Annotated in this window: 11 protein-coding genes; 8 read left to right on the top strand and 3 right to left on the bottom strand. The window is 73.0% G+C overall.

Translation table 11 applies throughout. The features are described 5' to 3' along the window. The first annotated feature begins 129 nt into the window (after positions 1-129). The gene (locus AC0VYN_RS03840; RefSeq protein ID WP_475534775.1) at positions 130-1,491 is read left to right on the top strand and encodes an SWIM zinc finger family protein; all 1,362 of its coding nucleotides are present in this window, start codon (positions 130-132) and stop codon (positions 1,489-1,491) included. A 23-nt stretch (positions 1,492-1,514) separates the two neighbouring features. Next, positions 1,515-3,137, top strand: coding sequence for a DUF5691 domain-containing protein (locus tag AC0VYN_RS03835; RefSeq protein WP_475534774.1), 1,623 nt, complete (start codon positions 1,515-1,517; stop codon positions 3,135-3,137). 355 nt (positions 3,138-3,492) lie between these two features. On the opposite strand, the gene AC0VYN_RS03830 is transcribed toward AC0VYN_RS03835, so the two are convergent. After that, positions 3,493-3,909 carry a cobalamin B12-binding domain-containing protein gene (locus AC0VYN_RS03830; RefSeq protein ID WP_385459078.1) on the bottom strand — a complete coding sequence of 139 codons (417 nt, stop codon included), beginning with the start codon at positions 3,907-3,909 and terminating at the stop codon, positions 3,493-3,495. A 496-nt stretch (positions 3,910-4,405) separates the two neighbouring features. Between AC0VYN_RS03830 and AC0VYN_RS03825 the strand changes: the two genes are divergently transcribed. Both AC0VYN_RS03825 and AC0VYN_RS03820 read left to right on the top strand, forming a co-directional pair. Beyond that, positions 4,406-5,383 (top strand): esterase/lipase family protein, encoded by a 978-nt coding sequence (locus tag AC0VYN_RS03825; protein ID WP_475534773.1) that lies wholly within the window; start codon positions 4,406-4,408, stop codon positions 5,381-5,383. 297 nt (positions 5,384-5,680) lie between these two features. Then, the gene (locus AC0VYN_RS03820) at positions 5,681-7,261 is read left to right on the top strand and encodes a M23 family metallopeptidase (RefSeq protein ID WP_475534772.1); all 1,581 of its coding nucleotides are present in this window, start codon (positions 5,681-5,683) and stop codon (positions 7,259-7,261) included. A gap of 81 nt (positions 7,262-7,342) precedes the next feature. On the opposite strand, the gene pcrA is transcribed toward AC0VYN_RS03820, so the two are convergent. Further along, entirely contained in the window at positions 7,343-9,832 is a 2,490-nt protein-coding gene (gene pcrA, locus AC0VYN_RS03815) for a DNA helicase PcrA (RefSeq protein WP_475534771.1), read from the bottom strand. 444 nt (positions 9,833-10,276) lie between these two features. Here pcrA and AC0VYN_RS03810 point away from each other — a divergent pair, with 444 nt between their 5' ends. Both AC0VYN_RS03810 and AC0VYN_RS03805 read left to right on the top strand, forming a co-directional pair. Continuing rightward, positions 10,277-11,467 carry a C40 family peptidase gene (locus AC0VYN_RS03810; protein ID WP_475534770.1) on the top strand — a complete coding sequence of 397 codons (1,191 nt, stop codon included), beginning with the start codon at positions 10,277-10,279 and terminating at the stop codon, positions 11,465-11,467. Positions 11,468-11,493: 26 nt separating this feature from the next. Next, on the top strand, positions 11,494-12,501 hold the full coding sequence (locus AC0VYN_RS03805; RefSeq protein WP_475534769.1) for a tellurite resistance/C4-dicarboxylate transporter family protein: 1,008 nt from the start codon (positions 11,494-11,496) through the stop codon (positions 12,499-12,501). Here the strand turns inward: AC0VYN_RS03805 and AC0VYN_RS03800 are convergent. Further along, on the bottom strand, positions 12,479-12,832 hold the full coding sequence (locus AC0VYN_RS03800; protein WP_386920506.1) for a hypothetical protein: 354 nt from the start codon (positions 12,830-12,832) through the stop codon (positions 12,479-12,481). The two genes, AC0VYN_RS03805 and AC0VYN_RS03800, sit on opposite strands and share 23 nt — an antisense overlap. A 313-nt stretch (positions 12,833-13,145) precedes the next feature. Between AC0VYN_RS03800 and AC0VYN_RS03795 the strand changes: the two genes are divergently transcribed. Further along, a complete protein-coding gene (locus tag AC0VYN_RS03795; protein ID WP_475534768.1) occupies positions 13,146-14,195 on the top strand; it encodes a C40 family peptidase in 1,050 nt (349 codons plus the stop codon). A gap of 309 nt (positions 14,196-14,504) precedes the next feature. Continuing rightward, the gene (locus AC0VYN_RS03790) at positions 14,505-16,046 is read left to right on the top strand and encodes a pectate lyase family protein (RefSeq protein ID WP_475534767.1); all 1,542 of its coding nucleotides are present in this window, start codon (positions 14,505-14,507) and stop codon (positions 16,044-16,046) included. The last annotated feature ends 30 nt before the right edge of the window (positions 16,047-16,076 follow it).

Raw genomic sequence — 16,076 nt, 5'->3', positions numbered from 1 at the left:
CCAGCTCGGCCGGTTCGGTCTGGAACCAACCGTGCACCACCCCACTGACAATCGCTCCCACCTGCGCAAACGCCCCGGCCGGCGCTCTCGTTGGGCCGATTGTCAGTGGCACGATCTACCTTCGGGAGCATGACTCAGCAGGGGGTGCGCTGGACCGCGGACCAGGTGCTGGCACTGGCACCTGACGCCGCGTCGCGCAAAGCGGGCAGCAAACTCGGCGCGGCCGGTCCGTGGTCCGGGACAGGGGGCTCCGGCGAGGGGGCGGTATGGGGGCTGTGCAAGGGCAGCGGCAGCACGCCGTACCGGACGGTCGTCGACCTCGCGGACGCGTCCGGCCCGGCCTGCACGTGCAGTTGCCCGAGCCGGAAGTTCCCGTGCAAGCACGCGCTCGGGCTGCTGCTCCTGTGGGCGGGCGACGAGAGCGCCGTGCCGCGGGCCGAGGAGCCGGACTGGGCGGAGCCGTGGCTCACGGGCAGACGGGAGCGGGCGAAGGAGAGGGAGAGGAAGGCGAGGGAACCGGCCGATTCCGCGGGCGGGGCCGCCGACCCCGAGGCGGCGCGGCGGCGGGCGGAACGCAGGGCCGAGCGCGTCACCGCGGGTGCGACGGAGCTGGAGCAGCGCCTGGCGGACCTGCTCCGAGACGGTCTGGCCGGTGCGGAGCGGACCGGGTACGCGCTGTGGGAGGAGGCGGCGGCCCGCATGGTCGACGCCCAGGCGCCGGGACTGGCCGCCCGGGCGAGGGAGTTGGGTGCCCTGCCGTCCTCGGGTCCCGGCTGGCCGGTCCGGCTGCTGGAGGAGTGCGCCCTGCTCCACCTCCTGGACCAGGGCTGGCTGCGCCGGGAGCGGCTGCCGGACGCACTGGCGGCGACGGTCCGTTCACGCGTCGGCCTGCCGGCGTCGGCGGACGGCCCGCCGGTGCGGGACCGGTGGCTGGTCCTCGCCCAGTACGACACGGCCGACGCGCGGCTGACGACCCGGCGCGTCTGGCTGTACGGCACCGAGTCGGAGCGCACCGTGCTGCTCCTTTCCTACGGGGCCGCCGGCCGGGCCCCGGAGCTCACGCTCCCGGTGGGTCTGGCACTGGAGGCGGAGGTGTCCGCCTACCCGGGCGCCGGGCAGCGGCGGGTCGCCCTCGGCAGGCAGTTCGCGCCGCCCGAGGGGACGGGGGCACGGCCGCCGGGGGTGACGACGTCCCGTGCGGTCGTCCGTTACGGCGAGGCCCTCGTCGACGACCCGTGGCTGGAGTCGGTCCCGGTGGTGCTGGAGCGGGTCGTGCCCGTACCGGACGGCGGGTCCTGGCAGCTCGCGGACGCCGACGAGGACACGGCGCTGCCCCTCACCCCGGCGGCCCGGGGCCGTTCCGGCCTGTGGCGCCTGGTCGCCCTCGCGGGCGGCAGGCCCCTCACGGTCTTCGGTGAGTGCGGTCACCGGGGCTTCACCCCGCTGACGGCCTGGCCGAGCGGACCGGGCCCGGCGGTGCCGCTGTGCTGACCCACCCCACGGAAGGGAACCGCATGACCAGGACGCCCGCCCCGGCGGACGCGCCCCGGCAGGGAGCGTGGGAGGAACTCGTCACCTCGGCTCTGCTCGGCACGCAGCGGCGCACTCCCCGGGGCCTGGAGCCCGGCCGGGACGCACCGGCGGCGCTGCTGGACGCCGCGGCCGTGGAGACCGTCCGCAGACGCGCCGGGCTGTCCCCGGCCCGTGCGGCCCGGCGTCCGCAGCCGGCTCCCGACGACGACCGTCCGCCGCTGCCGGCCGCGGCCGCCCGCCGGCTCACGATGCTCCTCACCGACCGTCCCGGGACGGCGGGCGGCGGGCGCAGGGGCACGGCACCCGACCTCATGGAGCTGCTGCCCCAGTGGCTGGCCGCGGCGAACGCCCGGGGTTTCGCGGCACCGCCACAGACGCTGCCGGCCCTGCTGGACGCGGCCCGGGGGCGCACGGACCTGCGTCCGGCGGCACTGGCCTTCGCGGGGCCGCGCGCCCTGTGGCTGGCCCGGCTGAACCCGGACTGGCGGTTCGCCCTGCGTGCGACACCGGGCGGCGGCACGGGACTGCCCGGCCCCGAGGCGGCGGAGCGGATCAGGGAGCTGTGGCAGGAGGGGCTGTTCGCCGAGCGTGTCGCCCTGCTCGCGTTCCTGCGTTCCCGCGATCCGGCCGCGGCGCGCGGGCTGCTCGCCTCGACCTGGGTGACGGAGCGGGCCGAGGACCGGCTGATGTTCCTCGACTCCCTGCGGGAGGGGCTGACTCCGGCGGACGAGCCGTTCCTGGAACAGGCCCTGGCCGACCGCAGCCGCAACGTACGGGCGACGGCGGCGGAACTGCTGTCGGCGCTGCCGGGCTCGGCGCTGGCCGCGCGGATGGCGGCGCGCGCCCTGACGTGCGTGTCGCTGGACCTCGCTCCGGGCCGGCCGGCGATCGCCGTGGAGGCGCCGCACGAGTGCGACGCGGGCATGGAGCGGGACGGGGTCGTGCCCAAGCCGCCGACGGGGCGGGGCGAGCGGTCCTGGTGGTTCGGCCAGTTGGTGGAGGCGGCGCCGCTCGGGGCCTGGCCGGCCCGGCTGGGCGGGCGCACACCGGAGGAGATCGTCGCGCTGCCCGTGACGGACGACTGGGAGGGCGAGCTGCACGCCGCGTGGTGCCGGGCGGCGGTACGGCAGCGGGACGCCGCGTGGGCGAGGGCGCTGCTGGGAGCACCGACGGCGCCGGAGGCCGGCGGTCCCGGTGCGGTGTCCCTGTCCGAGCGGGCCAAGCTGCTGGGCACGCTCGGTGGCGACGAACGGGCCGAGTGGGTCGCCGGGTTCATCGCGACGCACGGTCTGTCCGAGGCGTTCCAGCTGCTCGGCATGTGCGGGGTGCCGTGGGCAGCGCCGCTCGGGCGGGCGGTGGTCGACGCGCTCGACATCGCTCGGGACGCGGGGAGTTACCCGTGGAGCTTCAGCGGCGTCATGGGCCTGGCCGAGCGCTGCCTGGACCCCTCCGAGGCGGGCCGCCTGGACGGGCTGCTGGCGGTACCTGACGAACGGGAGGACGCGTCGCCCGGGGCGGGCGGGTACTGGGCGGAGGCGTTCCAGCGCCTGGTCACGACCCTGCGACTGCGCGCGACGATGACCGAGGAGCTGGGGGCGGTGTAGGGGGCAGGAACGCGGGACCCGGCGCACCCCTCGCTGCCGCGGCCGGCGGGGCGGGACGCGACCCGGCACGCCGAAGGCACCCCGGGCCCACGGCACGGGAGGCGGTGCGGCAGACCGAAGACACTCCGGCCCACGACCCGACAGCGCGGATAGCGGAAGGGAGTGGTGCCGCAGGCACTGAGCCGCGTCACCCCGACATCGCGCACGCACCCGCGTACGCCTCCGCAGTCACCCCGACGTCGCACGCTCCCGCGTACGCCTCCCCGGAGGTCCGCCTCGGCAGCGTGCGACGGGCATCGGCGCCGGCGGGCACCCGCGGTCGACGCCGCGGCCGCCCGCCGGCGGGCCGGAGCGGTTACGCCCCCGCCGGTTCCCGCACGTTCGCCCGGACCCAGTCCACGATCGACGCCGTCGTCGCGCCGGGGGTGAAGATCTCCGCGACGCCCTTCTCCTTCAGCGGGGCGATGTCCGCCTCGGGGATGATCCCGCCGCCGAAGACCAGGATGTCCGCCGCGTCCCGCTCCCGGAGCAGGTCGATCACGGCGGCGAAGAGCGTGTTGTGCGCACCGGAGAGGATGGACAGCCCGATCGCGTCGGCGTCCTCCTGGATCGCGGTGTCCACGATCTGCTCGGGTGTCTGGTGGAGGCCGGTGTAGATGACCTCCATACCGGCGTCGCGCAGGGCCCGCGCGATCACCTTGGCCCCGCGATCGTGGCCGTCGAGCCCCGGCTTGGCCACCACCACGCGGATCGGACCGGCTGCCACACCCATCACTGCCTCCATGAAGCGACTACATCCATCCGTACCGACAAGTACCGCACACATCACCCGTGCCCGTACACACGGGCACGGTGCACACGGGCCACACGTTCCGCACCGAGTGCGCGAGTGCACGCCCCGCGGTACAGACACCGCGCACGACACCGTCCGGGGGAAGTGAACGAACGTTATCGCCAGCATCCCGCAACCGGCAGTTTCGCGGTGGAGACAGAGGGGGAAATCACACGGTGGGACATGTTCGCCGCGCACCGTCGCAGGGACCGCGGAGTGAACACGCGTACGGAGAGCCGCAGCGAGGGCAGGACAGGGCAGGGCAGCCGCGGGCCACGCCGCCGTATCCACGGCACCGGAGGGCGCAGAGCCCCCCGCACTGGCACACTGAATCGGGTAGCCCCTCGTAAACACCACATTTCACTGGTGTCACGGCTCTCCACGAGGGCACTCGGAGACACAGGCGTTCCTCCGCGTGCCGACAGGAGGTCGGCCCATGAAGGTCACGACGGCAGCACTGCCCCTTCTCCCGCTGTGTCAGCGTTTCCTGCCCGCCCTGCCTGCTCTCCCGGCGCTTCCGGGCCTGTCGGCCCTGACCGGTTTATCGGCCCTCACCGGTCTCCCCGGCCTGCCCGGCAGGGTGACGGGGCTCTCCATGACCCTTCTCAAGGCGACGGCCCTGGAGGCCGCGATCCTCGCCGGGCACGTCCTCCTCTACCCCTCCGGCATCGTGCAGGAGCGCCGCTGCGTCCCCGATCCGTCCCGGGCGATCTCCCGGGACCCCGAAGCCTCCTCCGCGTCCACCGCGCAGCTGCCGGCCCACCCCCGCCCCCCGGTCGTCCTGCTGCACGGCTTCATCGACAACCGCTCGGTCTTCCTCCTGCTGCGCCGCAGCCTGGCCCAGCACGGCAGGCAGCAGGTCGAATCGCTGAACTACTCACCGCTGACCTGCGACATACGCTGTGCGGCCGAGCTGCTCGGCAGGCACATCGAGGAGATCTGCGAGCGCACGGGCAGTGAGCGTGTCGACGTCGTCGGGCACAGCCTGGGCGGACTGATCGCCCGGTACTACGTGCAGCGCCTCGGCGGCGACCTTCGCGTCCGGACGCTCGTGACCCTGGGCACCCCCCACGCGGGCACCCGGGTGATACCGCTGGCGAACGCCCACCCGATCGTCCGCCAGATGCGGCCCGGTTCGGCGGTGATCGAGGAGCTGGCCCGGCCGGCGCCCGGCTGCCGCACGCAGTTCGTCAGTTTCTGGAGCGATCTGGACCGGGTGATGGACCCGCTGGAGACGGCCTGCCTCGAACACCCCGACCTGACCGTGCGCAACGTCCGGGTGAGCGGCATCGGCCACCTGGCCCTGCCCGTCCACCCCGCCGTGGCCACCGGCATCCGGCAGGCGCTCGACACGCCCGGCCCCGTACCGGGCACGGCGGCCGGTGGCGCATCCGGCGGACTGACCGTCGCCTGAGACCGGAAGTCTCACCCGATCGGCCGCCGGAACGCCCCCCGAAGCACCCCGCCAGGCGGCCGGCACCGAGGTCGCCGCGGAGAGAACACCGCGGCGCAATCAGCGCACAATGTCCCGGTCGGCGTCGAACAAACGTCGAACACAAAGCCAAACTCGCGCCCGTCGTCCCCCAAAACACGTCCGATTGCCCGTTTCCTGCGTGGGCGAAACCTGCAGAAGATTGTCGCGCCCGCATACCGCCGGGTACAGTCGCCGCACTGCTCTGCCAGCCCTGTTGTCGAGGCGAAAGAGAAGTTGGTGAACGACCGTCACCCGTCGGGGGACATGACCACCCCGGCCTCGGCTTCCGACGCCGACCCGGCGCACTGCGCGTCGTACGGCACCGGGGAAGCCCAGTACGACGACCTCACCACGTACGGCGGCTACGACGCCACCGGTTTTGCCACCGGCGCCCACACCACGGCGACCTTCGCCGCGGATCCGCTCTTCGGCAGCCTCCCCGAGCAGAACACGGGCGGCTACGACACCACCGGCTCGTACGACACCACGGGTGCCTACGCCACCACCGGCACGTACGACACCACCCAGTGGGCCACCGGCAGTCACCAGACGCCGTACCACGACGCCTACGCGGCCCAGCACCATGCCGCCTACGACACCGGCGCCTACGACACACTCACGTGGACGGCCGAGGGGCAGCACGCCGTCCCGGTACCGGCGCAGGCGACGAGCGTCGAGTCGACGGGCCAGTGGGACACGGGCGCGTGGGCCCAGCCCGACCAGTCCGGCACCCCCGCGGACCGGACCCAGCAGTGGGACTGGGGCACCCAGACCTTCGAGACGGGGACGTTCGGGACAGGGGCCTTCGAGACGGGCGCCTTCGAAGCGGTGGCGTTCGGCACCGGCACCTTCGACACGGGCGCCTACGACGCCACGCAGTGGAACTCGGACGGCGCGGAGCAGGACACCGCGACGGACACCGCTCCGGCCGCCGTCGAGGAGCCCGCCCCGCACGACGACCCGGCGACCGCCACCGGTGAACTGCCCGCCGTGGGAACGCTGCTCGAGGACCAGGAAGAGGTCGTCCCGGCCCCCCGGATCCCGGCCTCGCGCACCGCGTCCCGCAGCGGATCGCGTTCCCGTCGGCGCCAGCCGGCCAAGCGCTCGGCGCTGCTGACCATCGCCGTGCCCTCGGCCTGCGTGATGAGCGTCGCCGGTATCGCCGCGGCCTCCGTCGGCGGTCTGAGCGGCGAGGACGGCAAGGAGACCACGGCGTCGGCGGCCGACACGGACGCCGCCCCGGTGAAGCCGTCCGCCGCCAACAACAAGCTGGACACGCAGCTCGCGAGCCTCTCCGCCGGCGCCGACGACTTCGCCGACCGGGCCAGCCGGACGCAGGAGCGCATCGACCTCGAGGCCCAGCAGGAGGCGGAGAAGAAGAGGGCGGCGCAGGAGGCGGCCCGCAAGGAGCGGCTGCGCCCCAAGTTCGCGCTCCCGGTCGAGGAGCACGGGCTCAGCGCCTACTACGGCCAGGCCGGCATCAACTGGATGTCCGCCCACACCGGCATCGACTTCCCCGTGACGTACGGCACCAAGGTGATGGCGGCGACCGACGGCACGGTGCGCACACAGTTCAACGTCGCCTACGGGAACATGCTGATCCTGACCGCGAAGGACGGCACGGAGACGTGGTACTGCCACCTCTCCAGTTACCAGGTTCCCTACGGTGCGCAGGTCAAGGCCGGCGATCCGATCGCGCTCTCCGGCGACACGGGCAACTCGACCGGACCGCACCTGCACTTCGAGGTGCGGCCCGCCGGCGGAGGGGCGATCGACCCGCTCCCGTGGCTGCGCAGCCACGGCATCGACCCGACCTGACGCCGTAGCCTCCCGGCGAGCCGGGCCGGACCACGCGTTCCGGACGGGCCCGGCCGGGCCGACCCGGCCGGAACGCGTCCCTCAGAGCTTCTCCACCGGCGCGTACCGCAGCAGCAGCCGCTTGGGCTTGGGCTCGCCGAAGTCGATCGTCGCCTCCGCGTTCGACCCCGTGCCCTTGACCCCGACCACCGTGCCGAGCCCGAACTGGTCGTGCGTCACCCGGTCGCCGACCGCGAGCGAGACCGTCGGCTTCTCGGCGGCGGTCCGGCGCGTGGCGAAGCCGGACGCGCCCGACGCCGAGGAGCGGGAACGGGACGACGACAGCGAGGCCGCCACACCGGAGACCGGCGCGGAGGGCGCGGGCCCGTTCGCACCGGTGCGCTTCCACTCCAGGTGCGGCGCCGGGATCTCCTCGAGGAAGCGCGAGGGCGGGTTGTACGACGGCTGCCCCCAGGCGCTGCGCAGCGTGGACCGGGTCAGGTACAGCCGCTCCCGCGCGCGCGTGATGCCGACATAGGCCAGACGCCGCTCCTCCTCCAGCTCCTTGGCCTGGCCGAGGGCGCGCATGTGCGGGAAGACGCCGTCCTCCATGCCGGTGAGGAAGACGACCGGGAACTCCAGGCCCTTGGCGGTGTGCAGGGTCATCAGGGTGACGACGCCGTCGCCGTCCCCCTCGTCGGGGATCTGGTCGGAGTCGGCGACCAGTGCAACCCGCTCCAGGAAGTCGGCCAGGGTCCCGGTGCTCTCGCCCTCGGCCTCGGCCCGCTCCTGCTCGAACTCCAGCGCGACGGCGGCGAGTTCCTGGAGGTTCTCGATGCGGGTCTCGTCCTGCGGGTCGGTGGACGACTGCAACTCGGCGAGGTAGCCGGTGCGTTCGAGGATGGCCTCCAGCACCGTCGCCGGTCCGGCGCCGGACTCGACGATCGTGCGGAGGTCCTCCATGAGCGCGTTGAACCGCTTGACGGCGTTCGCGGAGCGCGCGGCCATGCCGTACGCCTCGTCCACGCGGCGCAGGGCCTGCGGGAAGCTGATCCTCTCCCGCTGGGCGAGCGCGTCGATCATCGCCTCGGCGCGGTCGCCGATGCCCCGCTTGGGGACGTTGAGGATGCGGCGCAGCGGCACCGAGTCCTCGGGATTGGCCAGGACGCGCAGGTAGGCCAGGACGTCCCGGACCTCCTTGCGCTCGTAGAAGCGGACACCGCCGACGACCTTGTAGGGCAGGCCGACGCGGATGAACACCTCCTCGAAGACACGGGACTGGGCGTTGGTGCGGTAGAAGACGGCGACGTCGCCGGCCCGGGCGCTGCCCGCGTCCGTGAGCCGGTCTATCTCGTCGGCGACGAACTGGGCCTCGTCGTGCTCGGTGTCGGCGACGTACCCGGTGATCTGCGAGCCCGCGCCCTGGTTGGTCCACAGGTTCTTGGGGCGGCGGGACTCGTTGCGCTCGATGACCGCGTTGGCGGCGCTGAGGATCGTCTGGGTGGAGCGGTAGTTCTGCTCCAGGAGGATCGTCGTCGCGTCCGGGTAGTCCTCCTCGAACTGGAGGATGTTGCGGATGGTGGCGCCGCGGAAGGCGTAGATCGACTGGTCGGCGTCACCGACGACGCACAGCTCGGCGGGCGGGACCTCGGCCTCGGGCGGCACGTCGACGGGGTGCTCCGAGGTGCCGACCAGCTCGCGGACGAGGGCGTACTGGGCGTGGTTGGTGTCCTGGTACTCGTCGACCAGGACGTGCCGGAAGCGGCGGCGGTAGTGCTCGGCCACGTCCGGGAAGGCGCGGAGCAGGTTGACCGTCGTCATGATCAGGTCGTCGAAGTCGAGGGCGTTGGCCTCGCGCAGCCGCGACTGGTAGAGGGCGTAGGCCTGGGCGAGGGTCTTCTCGAAGCCGTCGGCGGCCTGCGCGGCGAAGTCCTCCTCGTCGATCAGCTCGTTCTTGAGGTTGCTGATCTTGGCGCTGAAGGACTTCGGCGGGAAGCGCTTGGGGTCCAGGTCGAGATCACGGCAGACCAGGGCCATCAGGCGCTTGGAGTCGGCGGCGTCGTAGATCGAGAAGGACGACGTGAAGCCCAGCCGCTTGCTCTCGCGGCGCAGGATGCGCACGCACGCGCTGTGGAACGTCATGACCCACATGGCGTTCGCCCGGGGTCCGACGAGGTGCTCGACGCGCTCCTTCATCTCCCCGGCGGCCTTGTTGGTGAAGGTGATCGCGAGGATCTGGCCCGGGTGGACGCCCCGCTCGGCCAGCAGGTGGGCGATGCGGTGGGTGAGCACCCGGGTCTTGCCGGAACCGGCGCCGGCCACGATGAGCAGCGGGGAGCCGGAGTGCACCACGGCGGCGCGCTGGTTGTCGTTCAGCCCGTCCAGGAGTGCGGCGGGGTCCAGGACCGGGCGCGGGGCACCGTCCCGGTAGTACGGGTCCCGGTCCGGCGGCACGTCGAACTTCCCGCCGAACAGATCGTGCGGAACCGGCTCCGCCCCGTGCTCGTCCTCGGGCGGCGGCGGGGGTTCCTCCTCGTGACCGCGCGGGGTCTGGAGGCTCGCCAGGAAGCTTTCGTCAAAGAGGCTGCTCATCGCTCTCCGAGTCTAGGGCGCCCCACCGACAACCGGCCGCCACCCCGGAAAATGGCCGCTCCCTCACGCCCGGGGACTCTCGGGACAGGGGTTATCACACACCGTGACGCCCGCACGGAAGGTCACGAAAATGTATCGGGCATATCACCCGGCAACCTTCCCAGGCGCCACACGAGTTGGCTACGGTGCGGGGCAGGTCGCACGCCCCCTCCGGCGAACGTCGCCGGGACGTGCTGCCTCCGCCGAGTCCGGCGTGCCGTACGGCGCCCGGAGCCGGGGACCCACCGAATTCCTGGGGTGAATCGGCCACCCGCCCACGAGGGGCGGTGCCGTAGGGCACACCTTCCGAGCCACACCGCCCGACCCCTCCCCCAGAGCCTGAACGGCCTGGGAGGTGCCCCCACCGCTACCCCGGTAGGCGGAGCACGGAAGGAGTCGCCTCCCTTGGCGTCGCACCGCAAGTCGCGCCCCACCGGCACGCGCATGGCAGGCATACGGACCCCCGCCCTCGCCACGGCGGCCCTCACCTCCGTCGCCCTGCTCTCCCAGACGGCCGAGGCCGCGCCGTCGGACGACAGGCCCACCCTCGAAGAGGTCGAGAAGAAGGTCGACGACCTCTACCGCCAGGCCGGGTCGGCGACCGAGAAGTACAACGCGGCGAAGGAGCGGACCGCGAAGCAGCGGCAGCGCGTCGACACCCTCCTCGACGACGTGGCCAAGCGCACCCAGAAGCTCAACGAGGCCCGCGAGGAGCTGGGCTCCTACGCCTCCGCGCAGTACCGCACGGGCGGCCTGGTCCCGTCGACCGCGACCTTCCTGCTCGCGGACTCGCCGCAGGACTACGTCGACCGGAGCCAGCTGATGACCCGGCTCACCGGCCGTCAGAAGGACGCGGTCGACGACTTCGTCACCCAGCAGTCCGACACGATGAAGAAGCGCCGGGAGGCCACCGAGAGCCTCGAGACGCTCACCGACTCGCAGAACGACCTGAAGCAGGCCAAGGCCACGGTCCAGGGGAAGCTCAGCGACGCGCGCGAGCTGCTGTCGACGCTGACCGCCGAGGAGAAAGCCCGGCTCGCGGCGATCGAGAAGAAGAAGAAGAAGCAGGAGGCCACGCGCAAGGCCGCCGAGCTCGCCCGGCAGCAGGAGCAGCAGGCGCGGGAGCGGGAGCGGGCCGCCCAGCAGGAGAGCGGCGCCTCTTCGGGTTCCACCGGCTCGTCCGGTGCGGACACCGGCGGCACGGACACCGGCTCGTCCGCGCCGGACCCCTCGTACGGCACCAAGGCCGAGAAGGCGCTCGCCTTCGCCCGCGCCCAGATCGGAAAGCCGTACGTCTGGGGCGCCACGGGCCCCGGCTCCTACGACTGCTCCGGGCTCACCCAGGCCGCCTGGAAGGCGGCGGGCGTGACCCTGCCGCGCACCACCTACGACCAGGTCGAGGCGGGCACGACGGTCTCCGTCTCCCAGGCGCAACCCGGTGACCTGGTCTTCTTCTACGACGACATCAGCCACGTCGGCCTCTACATCGGCAACGGCATGATGGTCCACGCCCCGAAGCCGGGCGCGTACGTCCGCGAGGAGTCGGTCTTCTACGACGGCGAGTCGGCGATCCACAGCGTGGTGCGTCCGGCCTGACGCGCCGGGCTCTCTAGCATCGGTCCATGTCATCCGGCACCAGTCACCCCCTGCGCGCCTGGTGGGCGCGGCGTCCGCCGGCGGCCGGGGCCGCGGTGATGGCGACCGGCATCCTGTCCGTCGCCCTGCACCTGACGCACCACGAGCTGCTGTCCCGCGTCGCGCTGGCCCTGGCCTGTGCCGCCTGGCTGACCCTCGCCGCGGGCTTCGTCCACCTGCTGCTGTCCGACCGTGCGAAGTGGGAGCGGTGGGCGGCGACGCCGGGCGCGCTCACCGCGATCGCCGCGACGACCGTGATCGGCACCCGTTTCACGCTGCTCGGCTGGACGGCGCCGGCGGCGGCGCTGCTGGCACTGGCCGCGCTGCTGTGGCCGGCGCTGCTGCTGGTCATGCAGCACTGGGAGCGGCGGATGCCCGGGGCGGTCTTCCTGGGATGTGTGGCGACGGAGGGCCTGGCGGTGCTCGGCGCCTCGCTGGCCGAGGCCACCTCGACGGCCTGGCTCGCGCACCTGGCGCTGGTGCCGTTCTGGCTGGGGCTCGTGCTCTACGTCGTCGCGCTGTTCCGCTTCGACCCGCGGCAGGTGGCCCGCGGCGCCGGGGACCACTGGGTCGCGGGCGGCGCGCTCGCCATCTCGGCGCTCGCCGGGGCCAAGCTGCTCGCCGCGGCCGACAGCGGGCCGTACCTGTGGAACGGCGACGACGACGCCGTGCTCCACGACGCGACCGTCGCCCTGCTGGCGCTCGACCTCGCCTGGTACGTCGTGCTGCTCGTCTGCGAGATCGTGTGGCCGCGGCTCCGGTACGACGTGCGCCGCTGGTCGACGGTCTTCCCCCTCGGCATGACGGCGGCGGCCGCGCTGTCCGTCGCCGCCGTCGTAAACGTTCCGTGGCTGGAGGGGCCGGGGCGGGCCATGGTGTGGATCGCGGTGGCCGCGTGGCTGGCGGTCGCCGCGGGTGCGGTCGCCGCTGCCCGGGCCGGGCTGAGGTCCGCCGCCGCGGGGGCGGCGGCCCTCAGGTCCACAACACGGCGATGAAGATGTTCACCAGGGTCAGCAGGCCGACGAGGCCGAACAGCGGCTTGTCCACCTTCTCGTCGTCGCGCTTCACGTAGACGAGGCCGAGGATCACGATCAGCACGGCCAGCTTCACGCCGATCTTGACGTTGTCGACGGAGTAGTCCTGGGCCTGGTTGAGGCCGACCAGGACCGCTCCGGTGACCAGCATCGTCAGCGCGCCGTGCAGCATGGCCGGGGTGAAGCGGGCGGTGCCCCGGCCCATCGCCTTCATCTGGGTCAGGAAGCCGCCGAGCAGGGCCGCGATGCCGACGATGTGCAGACCGACGAAGAGGTGGATGAGTACGTCCATGGGTCCGGAGCCTAATCAGCGGCCGGACACGCTCCGACACCGGCCCGTCCGGCCCGCGGGGGCAGCGGCGCGCACATGCGCCCCGTAGCAGCCCATCGGCCCCGTGGGTCCCGATCCGGGTTTTCGGTCATCACCCTGCGTGAAGGCGGCGGTGTCCTGCCCGCCTCCCGGTCACGTGCGGTCGCCGCCGGTCCGGTACCGCCAGTTCCGGGCAACCCGTCACCGGCCCGTTACGGACCGGCCTAGCGTCCTCCCGCAGGCGACCGGTCCGAGCGGCGGACGGCGCCCGGTACGGAAAGGACGTGGATCCCAGGTGGCAGCGCATCGCAGGCCGCTCCGGCGCCTCGGCAGCGGCGGGACGACCGCTCGCACCGCCGTCACGCTCACCCTCGCGGGGGCGGCCACCGCGGCCGGGCTGGGCGGGACCGGGAACGCCGCTCCGGAGCCGACGCCGGCGCAGGTCGGGGCCACGGTCGACAGGCTGTACCGGGAGGCGGAGGTCGCCACCGAGAAGTACAACGGCGCGAAGGAGAAGGCCGACGCGACCGAGCGGCGTCTGGAGGAGCTGCGGGACGAGATGGCCCGCAAGGAGGACCGGCTGAACGCGACCCGGGAGACGCTGGGCTCGGTCGCGGCGGCGCAGTACCGCGGCGGTGGCCTCGATCCGGCCCTGCAGCTCGTGCTCTCCGCCGACCCCGACCGGTATCTGGAGGGCGCCGCGTTCGTCGAGCGGGTGGGCAGCCGGCAGACGGCCGCCGTCGGCCGGGCACGCGCGGAACTGCGGGAGGTCGCGCGGCTGCGCGGGGCCGCCCGGGTCGAGCTGGCCTCCCTGACGTCGCGGCGGGCGGAGCTGGAGCGGCACCGGGCCACCGTCACCGGCAAGCTGGAGGCGGCGCGCCGCCTGCTGTCCCGGCTGACGGCGGAGGAACGCGCCCGCCTCGACCCCGGCCCGGACCGCGCCACCCGCGCCCCGGGCGCCCGCGAGGGCCTGTCGGCCTCCGCCGAGGCACCCAGCACCCGGGCCGCGGCGGCCGTCGCGTACGCCTACCAGAAGCTCGGCAGCCCCTACGTGTGGGGCGCGACCGGCCCGGACGCCTTCGACTGCTCGGGCCTCACCCAGGCCGCCTACCGCGCCGCGGGCGTCTCCCTCCCCCGCACCACCTACGCCCAGATCGGCGCGGGCCGCAGCGTTCCGCGCTCGGCGCTCCGCCCGGGCGACCTGGTCTTCTTCTACTCCGGCATCAGTCACGTCGGCATCTACGTCGGCGACGGGCGGATGATCCACGCCCCGAACCCCTCGGCGCCGGTCCGCCTGGCCCCCGTCGACTCGATGCCGTTCGCGGGGGCCGCCCGGGTGGTGTGAGACCCGGCGGGCGCGAACCGATGCGTGCGCGGACCCTTGCCACCCCTCAGGTCCAGGCCTACTCTCACGACCGGTGAAAGCGCTTTCTCGATTGTCATGATCAGCTCAAAGGACCACCATGCGCCCTTTCCCGAGCTGAGCACCCGTACGAGCACCTGCACCCCCGCACGTCACCGCACCAAGGAACTCGGTACCCGGATCCGGGAGAAACCGCTTCATGCGTCATGGGCGGCAACCTCCCGGGCCCGCCGGACCACCTCTACAGCGAGCGGCGACCGCCGCTGTGCGAAGACGAAAGGCGAGGCGAGAATGAGACGACCAGTCGCCATACGGCTCTCAGCCGCAGTGGGCACCCTGGCCCTGGCGGCCGCGACCGGCGCGGTCCTGTCGGCGCCCGAGGCGTCGGCCGCGGCCGGCGGCGCCACCGGCTACGCGACCCAGAACGGCGGGACCACCGGCGGCGCGGGCGGGCAGACCGTCCGCGCCACCACGGGCACCGCGATCCACGCGGCCCTGTGCAACCGGGCCTCCAGCAGCACCCCGATCGTCATCCAGGTCGAGGGCACCATCAACCACGGCAACACCACCAAGGTGTCGGGCGACAGCTGCAGCACCGCGGCCGACAAGATCGAGCTCAAGCAGATCAGCAACGTCACGATCGTCGGGGTCGGCAGCGGTGCCGTCTTCGACCAGCTGGGCATCCACATCCGGGAATCCAGCAACATCGTCATCCAGAACGTGACCGTCCGGAACGTCAAGAAGTCCGGGTCGCCCACCTCCAACGGCGGTGACGCGATCGGCATGGAGAGCGACGTCCGCAACGTGTGGGTCGACCACACCACCCTGGAGGCGTCCGGCGGCGAGTCGGAGGGCTTCGACGGCCTCTTCGACATGAAGGACAACACCCAGTACGTGACCCTGTCCTACAGCGTCCTGCGCAACTCCGGCCGCGGCGGCCTCATCGGCTCCAGCGAGAGCGACCGTTCCAACGGGTACGTGACGTTCCACCACAACCTGTACGAGAACCTCGACTCCCGCGCGCCCCTCCTGCGCGGCGGCATCGCCCACATCTACAACAACCACTACGTGCACCTCAACGAGTCCGGCATCAACTCGCGGGCCGGGGCGAAGGCCAGGGTCGACAGCAACTACTTCGAGGACTCCAAGGACGTCCTCGGCACCTTCTACACCGACGCGGCCGGCTACTGGCAGGTCAGCGGCAACATCTTCGACAACGTGACCTGGTCCTCGCCCGGCGGGGACAACAACCCGGCTGGACCGAACCCGCAGTCCAACACCAGCGTCTCCATCCCGTACGCGTACAGCCTGGACGACGCGTCCTGCGTGCCGGGCATCGTGAGCCGGACGGCGGGCGCGAACAAGGGTCTCGCGGTGTCGGACGGCAGCTGCTCCGTCCAGTCCCCGGGCCCCACCGACCCGGGACCGGACCCGACCGACCCCACCCCCGGCCCGAGCCAGCCCAGCGGCACCAACCTCAGCCTCGGGGCCGGCGCCGACGGCTCCTCCAAGGCGAGCGGCACCAGCTACGGCAACGTGCGCGACGGCGACCTGGGCACCTACTGGTCGCCGGCCGGCACGACGGGCTCCGTCTCCGTGAAGTGGGGCGCCGCGACCACGGTGTCGAAGGTCAACATCCGGGAGGCGGCGGGCAGCTCGGGAACCATCGGCTCCTGGAAGGTCGTCAACGGTGACACCGGCGCCACCCTGGCCTCGGGCAGCGGCGCGGGGGTCATCGGCTTCCCGGCGACCTCGCTGAAGAAGGTCACCTTCACCATCACCAGCGCGTCGGGCACCCCGAAGGTCGCCGAGTTCGAGACCTACGCCGGATAGCCGGACCGCCCCCTCGACCGTCCGCCGGCC

It is taken from the genome of Streptomyces sp. 63XJN7_1_ISO-PGPR-S23-121 (assembly GCF_056173025.1).
This window is presented reverse-complemented; position numbering and strand designations above follow the sequence as displayed.

Excerpts from the sequence above, each read along its gene's own strand:
- AC0VYN_RS03840 (WP_475534775.1), top strand. The coding sequence starts at position 130 with ATGACTCAGCAGGGGGTGCGCTGGACCGCGGACCAGGTGCTGGCACTG.
- AC0VYN_RS03835 (WP_475534774.1), top strand. The coding sequence starts at position 1,515 with ATGACCAGGACGCCCGCCCCGGCGGACGCGCCCCGGCAGGGAGCGTGG.
- AC0VYN_RS03830 (WP_385459078.1), bottom strand. The coding sequence starts at position 3,909 with ATGGGTGTGGCAGCCGGTCCGATCCGCGTGGTGGTGGCCAAGCCGGGG.
- AC0VYN_RS03825 (WP_475534773.1), top strand. The coding sequence starts at position 4,406 with ATGAAGGTCACGACGGCAGCACTGCCCCTTCTCCCGCTGTGTCAGCGT.
- pcrA (WP_475534771.1), bottom strand. The coding sequence starts at position 9,832 with ATGAGCAGCCTCTTTGACGAAAGCTTCCTGGCGAGCCTCCAGACCCCG.
- AC0VYN_RS03805 (WP_475534769.1), top strand. The coding sequence starts at position 11,494 with ATGTCATCCGGCACCAGTCACCCCCTGCGCGCCTGGTGGGCGCGGCGT.
- AC0VYN_RS03800 (WP_386920506.1), bottom strand. The coding sequence starts at position 12,832 with ATGGACGTACTCATCCACCTCTTCGTCGGTCTGCACATCGTCGGCATC.
- AC0VYN_RS03790 (WP_475534767.1), top strand. The coding sequence starts at position 14,505 with ATGAGACGACCAGTCGCCATACGGCTCTCAGCCGCAGTGGGCACCCTG.